This is a genomic window from Lactobacillus sp. UBA5813, assembly GCF_002417895.1.
Classification (GTDB): Bacteria; Bacillota; Bacilli; order Lactobacillales; family Lactobacillaceae; genus Lactobacillus; species Lactobacillus amylolyticus.
The window spans coordinates 26,419-40,956 of sequence record NZ_DICZ01000003.1 but is presented as its reverse complement, the minus strand read 5'-3'; the positions used below and the strand labels follow the sequence as shown (position 1 = coordinate 40,956).

Here is a 14,538-nt window from a genome sequence, read left to right as displayed (position 1 = left end):
TATTGATGGGTGGAAGGTCATTGTATTTAGTTAAAGCGTTGCGGTCGGCGTAGTAGAAGAAGTCTTCAAAGTCGGCACTCTTGATCAAGCCTTGCTGCATGATGCTGCTGATGCTGTCCTCGTCTTCTGGATATGGCGTAGGGAAGCCCAGGATACATTGCGTTGAAAGAAGTAGCCCGGATTGCCAGCTTGGTTAATTCGGTCGTTCTGACCAGCTTGCCTTCGCCGAACAAATGCAGCGGAGCATAGAAGCCAGAGTGGTAAATCGCCATTTCCATGAAGGAAAGCGAAATCTTTAAATCTTGGTAAGAAGGAGTAATCAAAATATACTTCTATTTCATTTCATGTTGCGGAAAATCGTCGCTGATTTCATGTGCGACCAAGCCTGTCTTGACGACAAATTTTTTCATTGGGCCGGTTATTGAATAAAATGCTATTGCTACCATGGTTTTCCTTAATTATTCCTATATTTCATCACTATTTTGGCATAATCGTTAGCACTTTCAAATATGTAACCCTATTCAAAAAAAATTTTTTACAATATAATAGTCTTAACTAGGAGGAACTATTAATGATTAGCTGGAACTTACTTGGAATCCTTATTTGGGTCATCATCATTTTATATTTGGTTTTCATTATTCAAAACATCAGGCAGCGCCGCATCAAGATGATTATTAAAGAGCATAAGCGCTTCAGCTGGCCGAACATCTTGCTGGACGCAGTTGAAATCATCATTTTCCTGGCCGCCGGTACCTGGATGCTCAGTGAGTGCTTGTTTGATAATCCGAATTTGGAAGACAAGAGCCGGATCACCAGCACGGTGAAGTATGAACCGCTGATTATGAGTACGGGCGGAACCAGAAATTCCAGCTATGTTACGATTAATTCGGCTAAGAAAAAAGTTGGTTCGCAAACTTATACTTTTTATCGGTCAGGCACGAAGACGACGGTCTCAAGCGACTTCGCCTCCGTCTCTTACGGCAAGCAGCCAGCCAGCGTTAGCTCGGAGCGAATTCCATATGTGAAGAAGGAATTGTCTGAGATGGACAAAAAGTATCAGCGTGCTTACGTTGCCATCTACACGGCCCGTTACAAGAAAAACTGGCAGAACGGAATTGGCCTCCATGCCGGCAGGATTGCTACGCAATATTATTTGGTCAGAATTCCGGATGCGAGTTTTATCAAGCAAAAATAAATTAGCACAAAAAAGCGAGGATTATTCCTCGCTTTTTTTGATTTGAACCAATAAATTTCCTTCAACAAAGCCTAGAATCAGGCTCGCTGTTAAGAAGTCCATCACGTTGCCGGATGAATATGCAGCCGCCAGCATGAAGACAATGGCAGCTAATAATGAAGAAATCAGGTAGCTGCGCACGCGCTTATCCGTCAGCCATTTGAAGGCGCCATAGAGCAGGATAACGACGTATGGTCCCACAAACAGCAGCATGCCGGCCCAACCTAGTGAATAAACTTGGGAGATGAAGTCCTGCTCCAGGTTGAAGATGTTGTTTTGCCGCATGTAGGAGATGCCGAAGACTTTGTCTAGCCGGTTGTTGTTGGTTTTAACAACCTGGTTGAGCATCATCTGTTCCAGGTGTCGGTTCTGCATCCGCAATTCGCCGTTTTCGCGCATAATGCCGAGCCAGAATTCCGGATCATATTGATAAGGATAGCTCTTGAAGACGAACTTTTTGTTTAGGGCATAGGCTTTGTAATTCTTTTTGATGAAACTACGCAGGAAGGCCTCGCGTTTGGCACCGGTTGGGTATTTTGCCAAGCCCGCCTTTAATTCGGCCTTTTCTTGAGTTAAATCATGGTCGGACTGCTGCGCTAATTGGATTTCATAATTGTAGCGCTGGATCGCTGGGCCAAAGGGCAGAATGACCAGGGAGGCGATTTCGATCAGAATCGCGGTGATCAAAGCCTTGCCGCTGGACTTGATATTTTTAAAAGCATAGCGGTGAAGCAGATAAAGCAGAATTCCAATGCCGATTCCGCCTAAAAGCCCGATGGCTGCGACCTTGGCCCCGAGTTCGATCATGGCCAAGGCTTGGACACTGGTCAAGCCCGCCGTTTTCCAATTGAAATTGCTGAAAAGGTAGTAGAGCATCAGCGGCAGAAGCATGAACAAGACTGCGGCAACCATGTTGGTGAAGTTGAAGAAACCCTTTGAGGCCATGTGGGAGTAGCCGATGTTGGGGTTGACGAACCATTCAAAAATGTTGGCGGAGATGAAGCCCGTCTCATATGACCGCAGCGAGATTACGAACAGGTTGCTGATCACGATCGTGCCGGAAAAAAGCCCGGACAGCCATTCAATGACCAGGCACAGGTCGTGCTTGTCGAATTCAACCTGCCGCGTGAAGTAAATGATCATTAGCGGCAAGATCATTCTGATTAAATAGAAGATTTCGCCGAACATGGAGTAGCCGTAGTCATTTGGGTTGACGCTGGTAAAAGTGCGCACGTGCCACAGATGCAGCACGGAATAGATAACCAGCAGCACCAGGTAGGCAATCAGCCATTTATCGCGGCCCAATTTTTGCCAGTTTTGCTTTTGACTGAAAAACATGCAGAAGATGGCGAAAACGGCCAGGATTCTGATGATCGTCGGCAAGGTGAAGGGCAGAAGGTCGGCCAGCTTGCCGTGGTAGAACCAGTACAGATCCAAAAACGGCTGGATCAGGATGAAGTAGAAGATAATTTTTTTCGTTTTTTCTTTCATTAATGAACTCCTCGTAAAAATACTAGGCCCATTTTAGGCAAAAAAAGAGCAGGGATGCAAGCCCCCTGTCACTGTTTTTGCTAATAATTATTTTTTGTCCTTTGAAGCAGGCTTCTTAGTATCCTTCTTGGCTACTTTTTCAACCTTGACTTCATTAATTGAAGCAGTCTTGCTGTTCTTAACAGCACGAGCAGCTTTTAAGTTCTTAAAGTTAACGACGATCTTATTGTTCAAGTCGCTGATTGCAGCTTCATCAATGGGATCATAAGAAGTGATAGCTAAAAGAGCGGAATTTTCGTAAATCTTTTCAACCTTACCTTGGAAAGGCTTCTTAAGTTCTTCTTCGGACTTGCCAGCAACGATAGCTCCAACCTTCACATCGGCTTTTTTCATTTAAGAGACTTCCTTCCTATACATATTCTTACATAAGAATAATATTCTTCTTTTTTACAATAGTAGAATGTTATTATAAAAAGACAAAGTTTACAAGGAAAAGAAACAAATGAAAAAAATTATTTTAATCGCGGGTCCGTCCGGCGCGGGCAAGACCACGATTTCCAACTATCTGAAGCGAAAATTTGGCATTCCTCGCGTTGTCACCCATACCACCCGGCCCAAGCGTCCAGGCGAAGAAAATAAGGTGGATTATTACTTTGAAGATGATGCCAGCTTTGCCCAGTTGCACTTTTTTGAACATGTAAAATATGGCAAATATCAGTATGGCTCAAGCAAGGAAGCATTGCACAAAGCTTGGCAGAGCAATGATTTGGTGTCTTTAATCGTTGAAATAAATGGCGTCAAGTCTTATGTTACGCAGCTGAAAAATCAGGTTTATTTCTTATATGTTACAACCTCGTCAAAAGATGAGTTGAAAGAGCGACTCATTCGGCGCGGCGACAGCCTTGAGAGCGTTAAAGAGCGCTTGAGCGGCGAAGAGTTGAATGAATTGCCGGATGATTTAAAACCATATGCCCACATTTTAATAAACGATACTTGGGCCAAAACAGCAGAGCAGCTCGATGGCTTAATAGCAAGCTTTATGCATTCTTAGTTACAAAACATTACACAAAATAAAAGCATTTAAATTTTTTCTTAACGCGTTGGTATTTTTTTTGACATATTCATGTAACATTCACCATGTAGTATATAAACCGTCAAGGAATTAAGATCTAAAAAGATCAAATTTATCAATTCGTTAAGGAGAGAATTAATTTTGAAACGTAGTTTAGTAAAGTTCGCAGCAGTTGTATCAGTATTTTTCGCGGGTACCTCATTCATCAATGTCCCATCAGTTAGCCACGCTCAAGAAGTTCAAGCCGCTACTGTTACCCAAGAGCGTAAGGCAGTTGTTTCTCTTGCTAAGAAGCAAGTCGGCAAAGCTTACGTTTACGGTGCAACCGGTCCTTACAGCTTTGACTGCTCAGGTTTGGCATTATACGTTTACAAGAATGCTGTTAATGTAACTTTACCAAGAACTACTTACGGTCAAATAACCAAGGGTACTCGCGTATCTTTGAGCAACCTTGAATCAGGCGACTTGTTATTCTGGGGCTCAGCTTCAGCACCTTACCACGTAGGTATTTACATCGGTAACGGTCAATATATTCACGCAGCAGCTCCAGGTCAAGGCGTTATCAAGGCTACCTTGAGTTCATACTTCTACCCATCAGCTGCAAAGCGTGTTTTGAAATAATAATGTTAAAAATTAATTATCTCATCATGTAAAAAAGAACCTTGAAGCAATAGGCTTCAGGGCTCTTTTTTTTACGCTCCGGTATCACTTTTGTAACATTTTTGTAACACTTTTCGAGTATGATAGACATTGTAATCATTTAAGAATAGTTAAAGTTTATAAAATTTTTATTATATCTTTTACGTATTGAATGAACCACATACAGAGGATAAAAAGGGAGACTTAATGTTGAAAGTTAATCATACTTTAGTAAAGGCTACCGCAACTGTTGCTTTAACTATTTGCGGCCTTGGTGCAATCAACGCTGTTAAAACAAATTTCCATGTACAAGCTGCAACTTTAATGGAACAAGTTAAGATCAAGTATGTTCCAGGCTATGGCATCAACATCTGGACTAGTTATGATAACGGTCACTTCACTGGCAAGAGAGCTCAAGATGGTTCTACTTGGAACTTGATGGCTTCTGCTATTGATAGCAAGGGCAACAAGTGGTACGAAATTGGTCAAGGTCAATGGATTTTGGCTAAGTACACTGTTAAAGCAAGCAGTGCTTCATCAACTAAGACCACTGCCGTAACTGCCAATAAGAAGACTACTAAGAAGTCATTTCAAGCTACTGGCAATGCCGCAGCTGTTGTTGCTTTGGCCAAGTCTGAAGCAGGCAAGAGCTACGTTTGGGGCGCAACTGGTTCTAACAGCTTTGACTGTTCTGGTTTAACCCAATACGTTTATGAACAAGCAGCAGGCATCAACATTACCCGTACTACCTACACTCAAGTTAACCAAGGCAAGGCCGTTTCATTGAGCAACCTTGAACCAGGCGACTTGTTATTCTGGGGCTCAGCTTCAGCACCTTACCACGTAGGTATTTACTTAGGCAATGGTCAATACATCCATGCCGCTACTCCTTCACAAGGGGTTGTTATTCAAACATTAAGTCCATACTTCTACCCATCAACCGCTAGACGTATCCTTAACTAATCAACAGAAATATAAAGGAAAAGAGCTTGAGACAATTTCTCTAGTTCTTTTTTTGCATTTGAAATAAAAGGCCGAAGTAGCTACAATTGGTATTGTATCCATATATAAGATGGCAGTGATGCCATTTTTCGCTACCAAAGGGGACAAAAATGAAGCATAGATTATTGAAGCTGGGAGCAGCAACAGCAATTTCTGTTACTGGTCTTGGGACATTTTCCTCATTGAAACCGGTCGCTGCTTCTACTTTCAACACAGCGATTAAGCGGGTCAAGATCTCTTATTTGCCAGGTAAAGGCGTTAAGATCTGGACTTCCTACAATTCAGGCCTCTTCTTAGGCTACCAAGCTAAGGACGGTACTGAATGGAATGTTGTTAAGACTGCCGTTGATAAGAAGGGCAATCTTTGGTACATGGTGGGCGATGACGAATGGATCCAGGCTCGTTACACAGTCGACGTGGATTCTAGTTCCAGCACCACTACGACCAGCAAGAAGACGACGAAAAAGAGCAGCAAGAAGGCCGCTTCTGTTAAGAAGGCAGCGGCGATTGTTTCTAAGACTGCAAAGAAGACTAGCAAAAAGACTAAGACTACAAAAACTGCAAAAGCCAGCAGCCAGGTACCAACCAGCGCTGCTTCGACAATTGTCAGTTTGGCTAATCAAGAAGTTGGCAAGGCTTATGTTTGGGGCGGAGTTGGTCCTGACAGCTTTGACTGTTCCGGCCTTGTCCAATATGTTTATGCGAAAGCTGGCGTGAACTTGCCGAGAACGACTTATGATCAGGTCAAAGTGGGAACAACGGTTTCAATGAGCAATTTGCAGGCCGGCGACTTGATCTTCTGGGGTTCAACAACAGCTCCATACCACGTCGCTATTTATATTGGCAATAACCAATACGTTGATGCGGCTACGCCAGATCAAGGGGTAGTGCTGCAGACGCTTAGTTCATACTATTACCCATCGATTGCTAAGCGGGTATTGTAGAGATAAAAATAAATCCACAGGTATTAGCTTGTGGATTTATTTTTTTTGCGTTTATTTTTTCTTGCTTGTAGCTTTCTTCGTCTTTTTAGTCACCTTTTTACTGGTTTTCTTCGTGGACTTCTTTGAAGTCGTCTTCAGCGTGCTCTTTTCTCTGAACAATCTGAAGCTGTAAGTGTAAATGCTGCTGATTTGTACTTTGTACTTATGTGTGTTGACGATCTTCATGGACGCACTCGGCTTGAAGGTAATTGCGGCGCTGTAGCCGTCACCATAGTAGTCGGTTCCATAGTTGCGGACGCTTGTAGCTTTGTACTTTTTGCCGGTGGTCAAATCAGTGATGTAGACTTTTGGCGTGCGGTAAATTCGCTTGTTGGCGAAATATGCACTCCATGGGGTGTCGCTTGTTAATAACTCGTACGGAAAGACGGTGCTGCTTGGATAAGTCACCGTGTTTTTCACAGGTGTGCGTAAAATGTCATCGGCAAAAACGCCGTTTTCCACAGAGTAGAATTTGCCGTTGCTCTTGCCGTAGGCGGCGCCGATGCCCATCCGAGTTGCGCGAGCCGATAATAAAAGGGCCCGGTGACCGGTGTTGCCGCTGCCGGCGAGGTTGTTGGCATCTTGAAGCAGGTCGGTGACGATTTCACCGGCGGTAGCGCCAGTGCTGCTTTCCAGGAAGTTGATGTTGCCTAGTGTAGCTGACTCGGCAATCGACCAGTCTTTAGTGGAAATATAGCTGGGACGCTTATAGCCAATGAGGCCGTGAGCTCGCAGCGAAGTTTGGGCATTGATGGCAGCCAGGGATGCGGCTCCGATTTGCGCGTCGGTGTTGTCCTTGGTGTTGTTGGACTCGCTTGGCAGACCGAAAAGCGAGCGGTAGTAGTTGACGTAGGCCATGGACGTGGTGATGTATTGTGGATAAAGCGTCCCGGCGTTGAATGGTTCAGCGAAGTTTGGGCTGATTGTGTATAAGTTAGTCTGCGTATAGTTGGTGGTGTCCAGCTGATGGTAGGCAGCTTGGAAAGCTTTGACTTTTTTAGCTTCTGACGAACTGTAATTTGCTGCTTGGACTTCGGTAGGAGCGCTAATAATAGCGACACCGGAAGAAGCAAGGAGCACACTGGCAGTTAGAGTAAGAAAGAAACGTCTGATTTTCATGTGAGGCCTCTTGTATAGTAAGAATCTATCAAGTTATTTGTTACCTTTATTATAGCAAAAAAGATTATGTATACGAGATAGCTGAATTTGAAAATATAGATTGAAGCTTTGATAGTAAATAAATATGTATTTTGATATATTTTTTGTTATAATCTAACTAACAAAGATAACTTGTGAAGGATTATAGCTGAGTTCCCGAATGGGAGTAAGGTATTAGGCCGAGAATTCTCATGCTCCTGGGGTTATCTTTATTTTTTTGCTTTCTTTTTAAGTTCTTTCTTTATATAGATAATAATTGAGGAATGTTTAATTATTTCATTTGCAATAAAATCAACAGTTTTAATAGTATAACCGTATCTTTTAGCGATTTTGTAAAAACAGCAATATTTTGAATTATGCTTTAATCCATAAAATTTGGCAAAAAGCTGAAAGTCGTACGAGTTAAAGATATCTTTAACCTTGTTTCCATCTTTAATCTTTATTAGTTTTACGTTTTGTGTTTTTAACCGTTTGTTAACAAGACTAATAATTTTGTTTGTGGAATAAATATAAATAGAGTTTGAATCTTTTACATCGTGTACTATAGCGATTTTTGTATCAGAATTATTATCAACTTTAACTTTTAAATCTGCATCTTTTTCTTTTTTAGTTAATAGCAGTCGAGTTTCAACTGGAATAGAGAAGGATGTATTTTCTGTTTTTATATCTCCTTGAAGTTCATTTCGCTCACGAATTAATCTTTCTGCAGTTTCCTTTGAATACTTGGCTCTAACGTTATTGTCAGATAGATGATCTACATTAATATTAATTGTAAGGAAGCTAGAAGAAACTCTTTTTGTAATATCTACATTATGGAATTCCTTCAATTTCTCAGCATAATTAATAACACATGCTTGAAATAACGGAGCATAAATTTCTTCATAGTCTTCAGTGATAAAATGTGTGCTTGTATTTCTCAATTCAATAATTCTTTCAAGATTTAAACGCAATGGATCATGCTTGTTAGTAAATACTTTTCTAACACAACTTTCTAAAGAAATAGTTCTATCAGGTTTATCAGAAAAATAAATGCTTTTAGCTCCGTCTCTTTTAATCAAATAAGCTTTGAGCATAAGTTCCCACGCATTACAAATAAAGAAAGCAAAGCCTTCGGCTCGATACTTAATTGTAGGTTTATTGTAAATTTCAAGTCCTAAAATAAAAGCTTCAGTACTTTTATTAATTAATCGCTCAGTGGTTGTGGTCATAAAAAATCCTCATTACTAGAACATACATTTCTATAAGATTATATCAAAAATAAAATAAATAAAGGACAGGAATTGTTAAAACCCCTGTCCTTTATTATTCATTAAATATTTAAACTAAAAATTCCTTAAAGCGATTCTGATCCGCTGGAGCGATATTCGCCGTTACATACACACCATCGTCGCGATAATCTTCATCTTGCACCTGCGCATGCTCATGCAAATACGCAAGAAGCTTGCCATCTGCGAGCGGCAGTTTTAAATTAAATTTATCGTAATTGCTGAAGACGCGCTTGACGATTAGATTTGCCAATAATTTGATTGAGCGTTCATCAATTGCGGAATAAAGAATGTCATCGCCTTCGATTTGCGGATAATTGCGGTCCGTCTTATCAGCTTTGTTGTAGGCAGTGATGGTTGGAATATCTTTAACACCTATTTCCCCTAAAACTTGTTGCGTTGTTCGCACCATTTGAATCATGTTCGGGTCGGATGCATCAACCACGTTGACCAACAGGTCGGCGTCTTTAGCTTCTTGCAAGGTTGCCTTGAACGATTCGACTAAGTTATGCGGCAATTTCGAAATAAAGCCAACCGTGTCCGACAGAATAAAACTGAAATTATCCTTCATGTCGATCCGGCGCACGCTGGTGTCAAGCGTCGCAAAGAGCATGTTCTTTACGAAAACCTGCTTGTTGGCACCTTCGTCGCTGAACGCCTTCAGCAGTCCGTTCATCGTGGTGGATTTGCCGGCGTTGGTGTAGCCGACTAAGGCTACCTTAGGGATGCGGCTCTGGTTGCGGCGCGCAGCCTTAATCTCTTCTTGACTAGCGACCGCCTTTAGTTCCTTCTTGATTGCGGAAATTTGTTGGCCGATTGTCCGGCGATTCATTTCGAGTTTTGATTCACCGGCACCACGGTTGGCGAAGCCACCGCCACGCTGCTGATCAAGGTTGTTCTCTGAAGGGTGCAAGCGCGGCAATTCATATTGCAAGCGTGCGAGTTGCACCTGCAATTTAGCTTGCTTGGTGCGGGCACGGTTTGAGAAAATCTCAAGAATAAGTTCTGTCCGGTCGACTACGCGCAGCTTCGTGAGCTTCTCCAGATTCCGGATCTGGACGGGCGTGAGCTCGTCGTTTAAGACCAGCACTTTGGCTTTCAAGCCGTGTGCCATTGCCTTAATCTCATTGATCTTGCCGAGACCGAAGTAAGTTCCGGCCACGATGTTCTCTGCGTTTTGTCTTGCTTGCCCCACGACTTCCATGTTGTTGGCTTCCGTTAGGTTGGCCAATTCCGTCATGTAATACTCGAAGTTAGGGTCATTGAGGTTTACCCCAGCGATAAATGCTTTTGTCTTTTTGGGTTGATTATCAATCATTTAGTCACCCTCCTTTTTTATCTAAATTGTAATTATATTCTATTACATAGGCTATATAATAAGAAGAGAAAGACTTCTTTTTTATTAAAAATCCTGTGAAAAGGCTTTAATAGCTAGTCAATTGACAGGGATGGTTATATAATTAAGAAAATTGAAAAATAAAGTTTTATAAAAGGGATAATAGAATAAATATGGCAGAAGAGAAAAAACTAGAAGATATCCAACAACAGCATAAGCATCATTACCACCATCACAGACACCACCATCGTAAGTTCTGGCGTGTGTTCTGGATCGTGATTGGCCTTGTGGTCGTTGTTGGACTTTTTGTTGCCGGAATGGCATACAAGAATGTTCGTGACGCGACTAACAACATGTATACGCCGGTCGATAAGAACACGGCAAGCAACAAGGGTAGAACTTTGGACAACCTGCTTGCCAAGAAGCAGCCAATTAATATCTTGCTCTTAGGTACTGATACCGGTGCGATGGGACGTAAGTGGAAAGGTCGGACCGATACCATTATGATGATGGCCATTAATCCTAAGACTGAATCAACCACGATTATGAGTATTCCGCGTGACTCCAACGCGATCTTCCCTGATTACCCACAATATGGCGTAACCAAGATCAACTCCGCTTACACGCTTGGCGGCGTTAGCGAAACTATCAAGACGCTAGACAAATACTACAGCGTGCCAATTGATGGCTATATCATGATTAACATGGGTGGCTTGGTGAAGGCCATTGATCAAATTGGCGGTATTGATGTTACTTCACCACTGACCTTTAACAATATGGGCTACTCCTTCGTTAAAGGTAAGACCTACCATATGAATGGTAAGAAGGCATTAGCCTTCTGTCAGTTGCGTCATGGAGACCCTAACCAAGACTATGGTCGTCAGCAACGTGACCGTTTGGTAGTGATGGCCCTTCTTAAAAAGTCAATTTCGCCTTCAACTTTGCTTAATACGAAGTTCTTGAATTCAATCTCAAGTGAAATGCAAACTGACTTGACCATGAACCAAATGTACAAGATCGGGATGGATTACCGCAAGGCCACCGATAATTTGGCTCAAGATCACGCACAGGGTACAAGTAAAATGACTAATAATCCGAAATTTGGTCAAATGGAAATCGAGGTTATCAGTCAAGCTGAACGTCAACGGGTATCTAACAAGTTGAGAAAGGCACTTGGCTTGTCAACCGTAACTGTTAAGAAGAACAGCGCAAGCTATGTAATGAGAACTAATTAAGGATTAGATGGATGGACAATCAAAACAAAAATACAGATTCACAAACAATTGATTTAACGCATTTGCTTCAAATTTGCCGCAAGCATATTTGGGCTTTGATTCTATGGAGCGTTTGTTTAGCCTTCTTAGGCTGGGCTGTTTCTAGCTTTATTATTTCACCTAAGTATTCTGCTAGTGCACAACTGCTGGTTAACCAAAAGGCCGATAAGAACGATCCAAACGCGGCTTATACAACGCAACAGGCCAACATGCAATTGGTTACTACCTATAAGGATATTGCCACTAGTCATGTTGTCTTGACTGATGCGTCAGAACGCTTAGCTAATCCAGTCAAGGTTGTTAAAAAAGCGCAACCAGCTAAATATAAAATAAAAGCAGATGGCACAAGAGTCTTAGTTAAGAAGGCCCAGCCAGCTGTCATTGAAAGATCAGGCAAGTCTTACAGCATTTCAGCTGGTGAATTGGCCGGCAGTATTTCTGTAAAAACCCAACAACAATCACAGGTCTTTGCTATTAATGCAACCGCTAATACGCCTGAAAAGGCAAAGGTAGAAGCTAACGCGGTAGCTGAGGCTTTCAAGGCACAAATTCCTAAGATTATGAACGTCAATAATGTTACGATTGTTGCCCCAGCCACTAATGGTAAACAAACTTCACCTAACGTTAAACTCTTTACCTTAGCTGGCTTTATCATTGGTTTAGTTCTAAGCTTTGCCGTTGTCTTAATCAAGGAAATGTCTAATACCACTGTTCGAGATGACGATTACTTAACCGAAACATTAGGTTTAACTAACCTAGGTCAAGTTGCTCACTTCCACGTTGCTTCATCATTCAAGATTAACAGCGGCAGAAAGAGCAATAAAAGACGTCGGGTTTAATGAAAGGAAACGCAAATGGCTTTATTTAGAAAAAAACGTGGTACTAATGAGACCATGAAAAAAGGTGCTAAATTGATCACTGTCGCGGATCCTAAGAGTCCGGTGTCAGAACAATTTAGAACCGTTAGAACTAACATCAACTTCATGGCGGTTGACCATGATATTAAGACAATGGCTTTTACTTCAGCTAACATCAGTGAAGGTAAGTCAACGGTATCTGTTAATGTGGCTGTTACTTATGCCCAAGCTGGACGAAAAACCTTGTTAATTGATGGGGACCTTCGTCGTCCAACCTTGCACTCAACTTTTAATAAGAGCAATCAACGTGGTTTGACTTCAGTTTTGACTTCTGATGCCAAAGAGATTGATCTTGATGATATGATTCAAGACAGCGGCGTTGATAACTTGTCAATTCTTACCTCAGGTCCGATTCCACCTAACCCAGCTGAATTAATTGGGTCCAAGCGGATGCAAACCTTTATCGAATTGGTTCGTGATCACTATGATGTTGTCATCATCGACTTGCCGCCAGTACTGGAAGTTTCTGATACCCAAGAACTTGCTAGTCACCTTGATGGCGTTGTCTTGGTTGTTCGCCAAGGTGTCACTCAAAAAGCAGCTATTAAACGTTCTGTTGAAATGCTTAAGTTTGCTAAGGTACGTATTTTAGGCTATGTGATGAATGATATTTCTTCGTCCAACGCTGGTTATGGCTATGGTTATGGCTACGGATATGGCTATGGTTACGGTGAAGAAAAAAAGAAGAGTTTCTGGCATAAGTTCAGATCATAATGACTTTAGTTGATATTCACTGTCACATCTTGCCAGGAATTGATGATGGTTCCAAAGATTGGAAGACCTCATTGAAGTTGGCAAGGGATGCAGTTAAAGATGGCGTTACCCACGCGGTATGTACGCCACATACCTTAAATGGTAGATATTTAAATCACAAAGAAGATGTCATTAAGTTAACTGACGAATATCAGGAGCGACTTAAGGAAGCGGGAATTCCATTAACGGTCTTTCCGGGGCAAGAGGTTAGAATTTCGGGTGATTTACCCCAAGCTCTAGAAGATGATGACATCCTCTTCTTAGATGAAGATGGCAGATACATGTTATTGGAATTTCCAAGTGATGATGTTCCGGCTTATTCGCAAGATATGATCTTCAAGGTGATGCAAAGAGGGATTATGCCGATTATTGTTCACCCGGAAAGAAATAATCGGATCTTGAAGAAACCGACGATCTTGCAGGACTTGATTGAACAGGGATGCTTGGTACAAATAACTGCAAGTTCTTATGTTGGAACCTTTGGTAAAGATATAGAGGAAATGAGCCGAAAATTCATTGAAGCAGGACAATGTGCTTGTTTTGCTTCGGATGCACACGATTTGCCAAAGAGACAATATGAATATAGCGAAGCACTGGAAAAATTGAGCAACGAATTTGGGAGTGAAAGAGCTCAAGAATTTCGTGATAACGCGCAAGCCATTGTCAATGGCGATGACGTGCAGCTCGACTGGCGACCATTGAAGAAAAAGAGAAAGTTTTGGTTATTTTAGGATAAGGAATAGCGAGACTTTAGGAAAATGTTGATGATGGAGAGAGTAAAATTAGATCAAAATAAAGTAAAGGGACGTTTCATCTATCATTTTTTTAAACGCTGTCTTGATGTTGTAGCAAGTGCAGTTGCTTTGATCTTATTATCGCCACTATTTTTAGTGTTATCGATCAAGATCAAACATGAAGATGGTGGTCCAGCCTTCTATTCGCAAGAGCGAATCGGTAAGGATGGTAAACCATTTAAAATGTATAAGTTTCGTTCGATGATTGTTAACGCAGATCAATTGGTTGATCAGCTAGAAGATCAAAACGAAATTGATGGAGCAATGTTTAAGATTAAAGATGATCCAAGAATTACAGAAATTGGGCATACGATTAGGAAGTATAGTCTTGATGAATTGCCACAGCTTTGGAACGTATTGATTGGCGATATGTCTTTGGTTGGCCCTCGTCCACCACTACCTACTGAAGTTGAAGAATATACTGATTATGATTTGCAGCGTTTGTCGGTTACTCCTGGTTGTACAGGGTTGTGGCAAGTAACTAAACGTAACGATGCAGATTTTGATGAAATGGTTGAATTGGATATCGAATATATCAATAATAGTAATTTCTTTTATGATCTTGGTATCATCTTTAGAACTGTTGGTGTAATGATTCATCCTAATGGAGCTTATTAGAA

14 protein-coding genes and 1 pseudogene are annotated in these 14,538 nt (G+C 41.6%); 10 read left to right on the top strand and 5 right to left on the bottom strand.

The annotated features are described in order from the left end of the window. Nucleotides 1–571: 571 nt before the first annotated feature. Entirely contained in the window at nt 572–1,195 is a 624-nt protein-coding gene (locus B2008_RS00315; protein WP_281828395.1) for an LVIS_2131 family protein, read from the top strand. Nucleotides 1,196–1,216: 21 nt separating this feature from the next. Here the strand turns inward: B2008_RS00315 and B2008_RS00310 are convergent, their stop codons facing one another. Together B2008_RS00310 and B2008_RS00305 are read right to left on the bottom strand one after the other, a co-directional pair. Further along, nucleotides 1,217–2,725, bottom strand: coding sequence for an O-antigen ligase family protein (locus tag B2008_RS00310; RefSeq protein ID WP_281828397.1), 1,509 nt, complete (start codon nt 2,723–2,725; stop codon nt 1,217–1,219). Nucleotides 2,726–2,812: 87 nt separating this feature from the next. Next, on the bottom strand, nt 2,813–3,118 hold the full coding sequence (locus B2008_RS00305; protein ID WP_281828398.1) for a DUF2187 domain-containing protein: 306 nt from the start codon (nt 3,116–3,118) through the stop codon (nt 2,813–2,815). A gap of 103 nt (nt 3,119–3,221) precedes the next feature. Between B2008_RS00305 and B2008_RS00300 the strand changes: the two are divergent. The 4 genes and pseudogenes from B2008_RS00300 to B2008_RS00285 all read left to right on the top strand — a co-directional run. Continuing rightward, nucleotides 3,222–3,776, top strand: a pseudogene (locus B2008_RS00300) (guanylate kinase); the annotation flags it as partial. Nucleotides 3,777–3,938: 162 nt separating this feature from the next. Next, a complete protein-coding gene (locus B2008_RS00295) occupies nt 3,939–4,418 on the top strand; it encodes a C40 family peptidase (RefSeq protein WP_281828400.1) in 480 nt (159 codons plus the stop codon). A 228-nt stretch (nt 4,419–4,646) separates the two neighbouring features. After that, nucleotides 4,647–5,399 carry a C40 family peptidase gene (locus B2008_RS00290; protein WP_414671988.1) on the top strand — a complete coding sequence of 251 codons (753 nt, stop codon included), beginning with the start codon at nt 4,647–4,649 and terminating at the stop codon, nt 5,397–5,399. A 149-nt stretch (nt 5,400–5,548) separates the two neighbouring features. Beyond that, complete coding sequence (locus B2008_RS00285; protein ID WP_281828404.1) at nt 5,549–6,382, top strand: C40 family peptidase; 834 nt, start codon at nt 5,549–5,551, stop codon at nt 6,380–6,382. Between the two features lie 51 nt (nt 6,383–6,433). Here the strand turns inward: B2008_RS00285 and B2008_RS00280 are convergent, their stop codons facing one another. The 3 genes from B2008_RS00280 to hflX form a co-directional block, all read right to left on the bottom strand. Beyond that, nucleotides 6,434–7,540, bottom strand: coding sequence for a CAP domain-containing protein (locus tag B2008_RS00280; RefSeq protein WP_281828405.1), 1,107 nt, complete (start codon nt 7,538–7,540; stop codon nt 6,434–6,436). A 248-nt stretch (nt 7,541–7,788) separates the two neighbouring features. Further along, on the bottom strand, nt 7,789–8,787 hold the full coding sequence (locus B2008_RS00275) for a DUF3644 domain-containing protein (protein ID WP_281828406.1): 999 nt from the start codon (nt 8,785–8,787) through the stop codon (nt 7,789–7,791). Nucleotides 8,788–8,896: 109 nt separating this feature from the next. Then, nucleotides 8,897–10,162 carry a GTPase HflX gene (gene hflX, locus B2008_RS00270; protein WP_281828409.1) on the bottom strand — a complete coding sequence of 422 codons (1,266 nt, stop codon included), beginning with the start codon at nt 10,160–10,162 and terminating at the stop codon, nt 8,897–8,899. A gap of 191 nt (nt 10,163–10,353) precedes the next feature. Between hflX and B2008_RS00265 the strand changes: the two genes are divergently transcribed. The 5 genes from B2008_RS00265 to B2008_RS00245 are packed head-to-tail and all read left to right on the top strand — an operon-like array spanning nt 10,354 to nt 14,536. Then, nucleotides 10,354–11,415, top strand: a complete 1,062-nt coding sequence (locus tag B2008_RS00265) for an LCP family protein (protein ID WP_281828410.1) — start codon at nt 10,354–10,356, stop codon at nt 11,413–11,415. 11 nt (nt 11,416–11,426) lie between these two features. Next, nucleotides 11,427–12,293, top strand: a complete 867-nt coding sequence (locus B2008_RS00260; RefSeq protein ID WP_281828411.1) for a YveK family protein — start codon at nt 11,427–11,429, stop codon at nt 12,291–12,293. 15 nt (nt 12,294–12,308) lie between these two features. After that, the gene (locus B2008_RS00255) at nt 12,309–13,085 is read left to right on the top strand and encodes a CpsD/CapB family tyrosine-protein kinase (RefSeq protein ID WP_281828412.1); all 777 of its coding nucleotides are present in this window, start codon (nt 12,309–12,311) and stop codon (nt 13,083–13,085) included. Beyond that, nucleotides 13,085–13,855, top strand: a complete 771-nt coding sequence (locus tag B2008_RS00250; RefSeq protein WP_281828413.1) for a tyrosine-protein phosphatase — start codon at nt 13,085–13,087, stop codon at nt 13,853–13,855. Before B2008_RS00255 ends, B2008_RS00250 begins: the two co-directional genes overlap by 1 nt. Nucleotides 13,856–13,882: 27 nt before the next feature. Next, nucleotides 13,883–14,536 carry a sugar transferase gene (locus B2008_RS00245; RefSeq protein WP_281828414.1) on the top strand — a complete coding sequence of 218 codons (654 nt, stop codon included), beginning with the start codon at nt 13,883–13,885 and terminating at the stop codon, nt 14,534–14,536. Nucleotides 14,537–14,538 lie beyond the last annotated feature (2 nt).

Coding starts and splice junctions, on each gene's coding strand:
- B2008_RS00285 (WP_281828404.1), top strand. CDS start 5,549: ATGAAGCATAGATTATTGAAGCTGGGAGCAGCAACAGCAATTTCTGTT.
- hflX (WP_281828409.1), bottom strand. CDS start 10,162: ATGATTGATAATCAACCCAAAAAGACAAAAGCATTTATCGCTGGGGTA.
- B2008_RS00315 (WP_281828395.1), top strand. CDS start 572: ATGATTAGCTGGAACTTACTTGGAATCCTTATTTGGGTCATCATCATT.
- B2008_RS00260 (WP_281828411.1), top strand. CDS start 11,427: ATGGACAATCAAAACAAAAATACAGATTCACAAACAATTGATTTAACG.
- B2008_RS00250 (WP_281828413.1), top strand. CDS start 13,085: ATGACTTTAGTTGATATTCACTGTCACATCTTGCCAGGAATTGATGAT.
- B2008_RS00245 (WP_281828414.1), top strand. CDS start 13,883: ATGTTGATGATGGAGAGAGTAAAATTAGATCAAAATAAAGTAAAGGGA.
- B2008_RS00310 (WP_281828397.1), bottom strand. CDS start 2,725: ATGAAAGAAAAAACGAAAAAAATTATCTTCTACTTCATCCTGATCCAG.
- B2008_RS00255 (WP_281828412.1), top strand. CDS start 12,309: ATGGCTTTATTTAGAAAAAAACGTGGTACTAATGAGACCATGAAAAAA.
- B2008_RS00305 (WP_281828398.1), bottom strand. CDS start 3,118: ATGAAAAAAGCCGATGTGAAGGTTGGAGCTATCGTTGCTGGCAAGTCC.
- B2008_RS00280 (WP_281828405.1), bottom strand. CDS start 7,540: ATGAAAATCAGACGTTTCTTTCTTACTCTAACTGCCAGTGTGCTCCTT.
- B2008_RS00265 (WP_281828410.1), top strand. CDS start 10,354: ATGGCAGAAGAGAAAAAACTAGAAGATATCCAACAACAGCATAAGCAT.
- B2008_RS00275 (WP_281828406.1), bottom strand. CDS start 8,787: ATGACCACAACCACTGAGCGATTAATTAATAAAAGTACTGAAGCTTTT.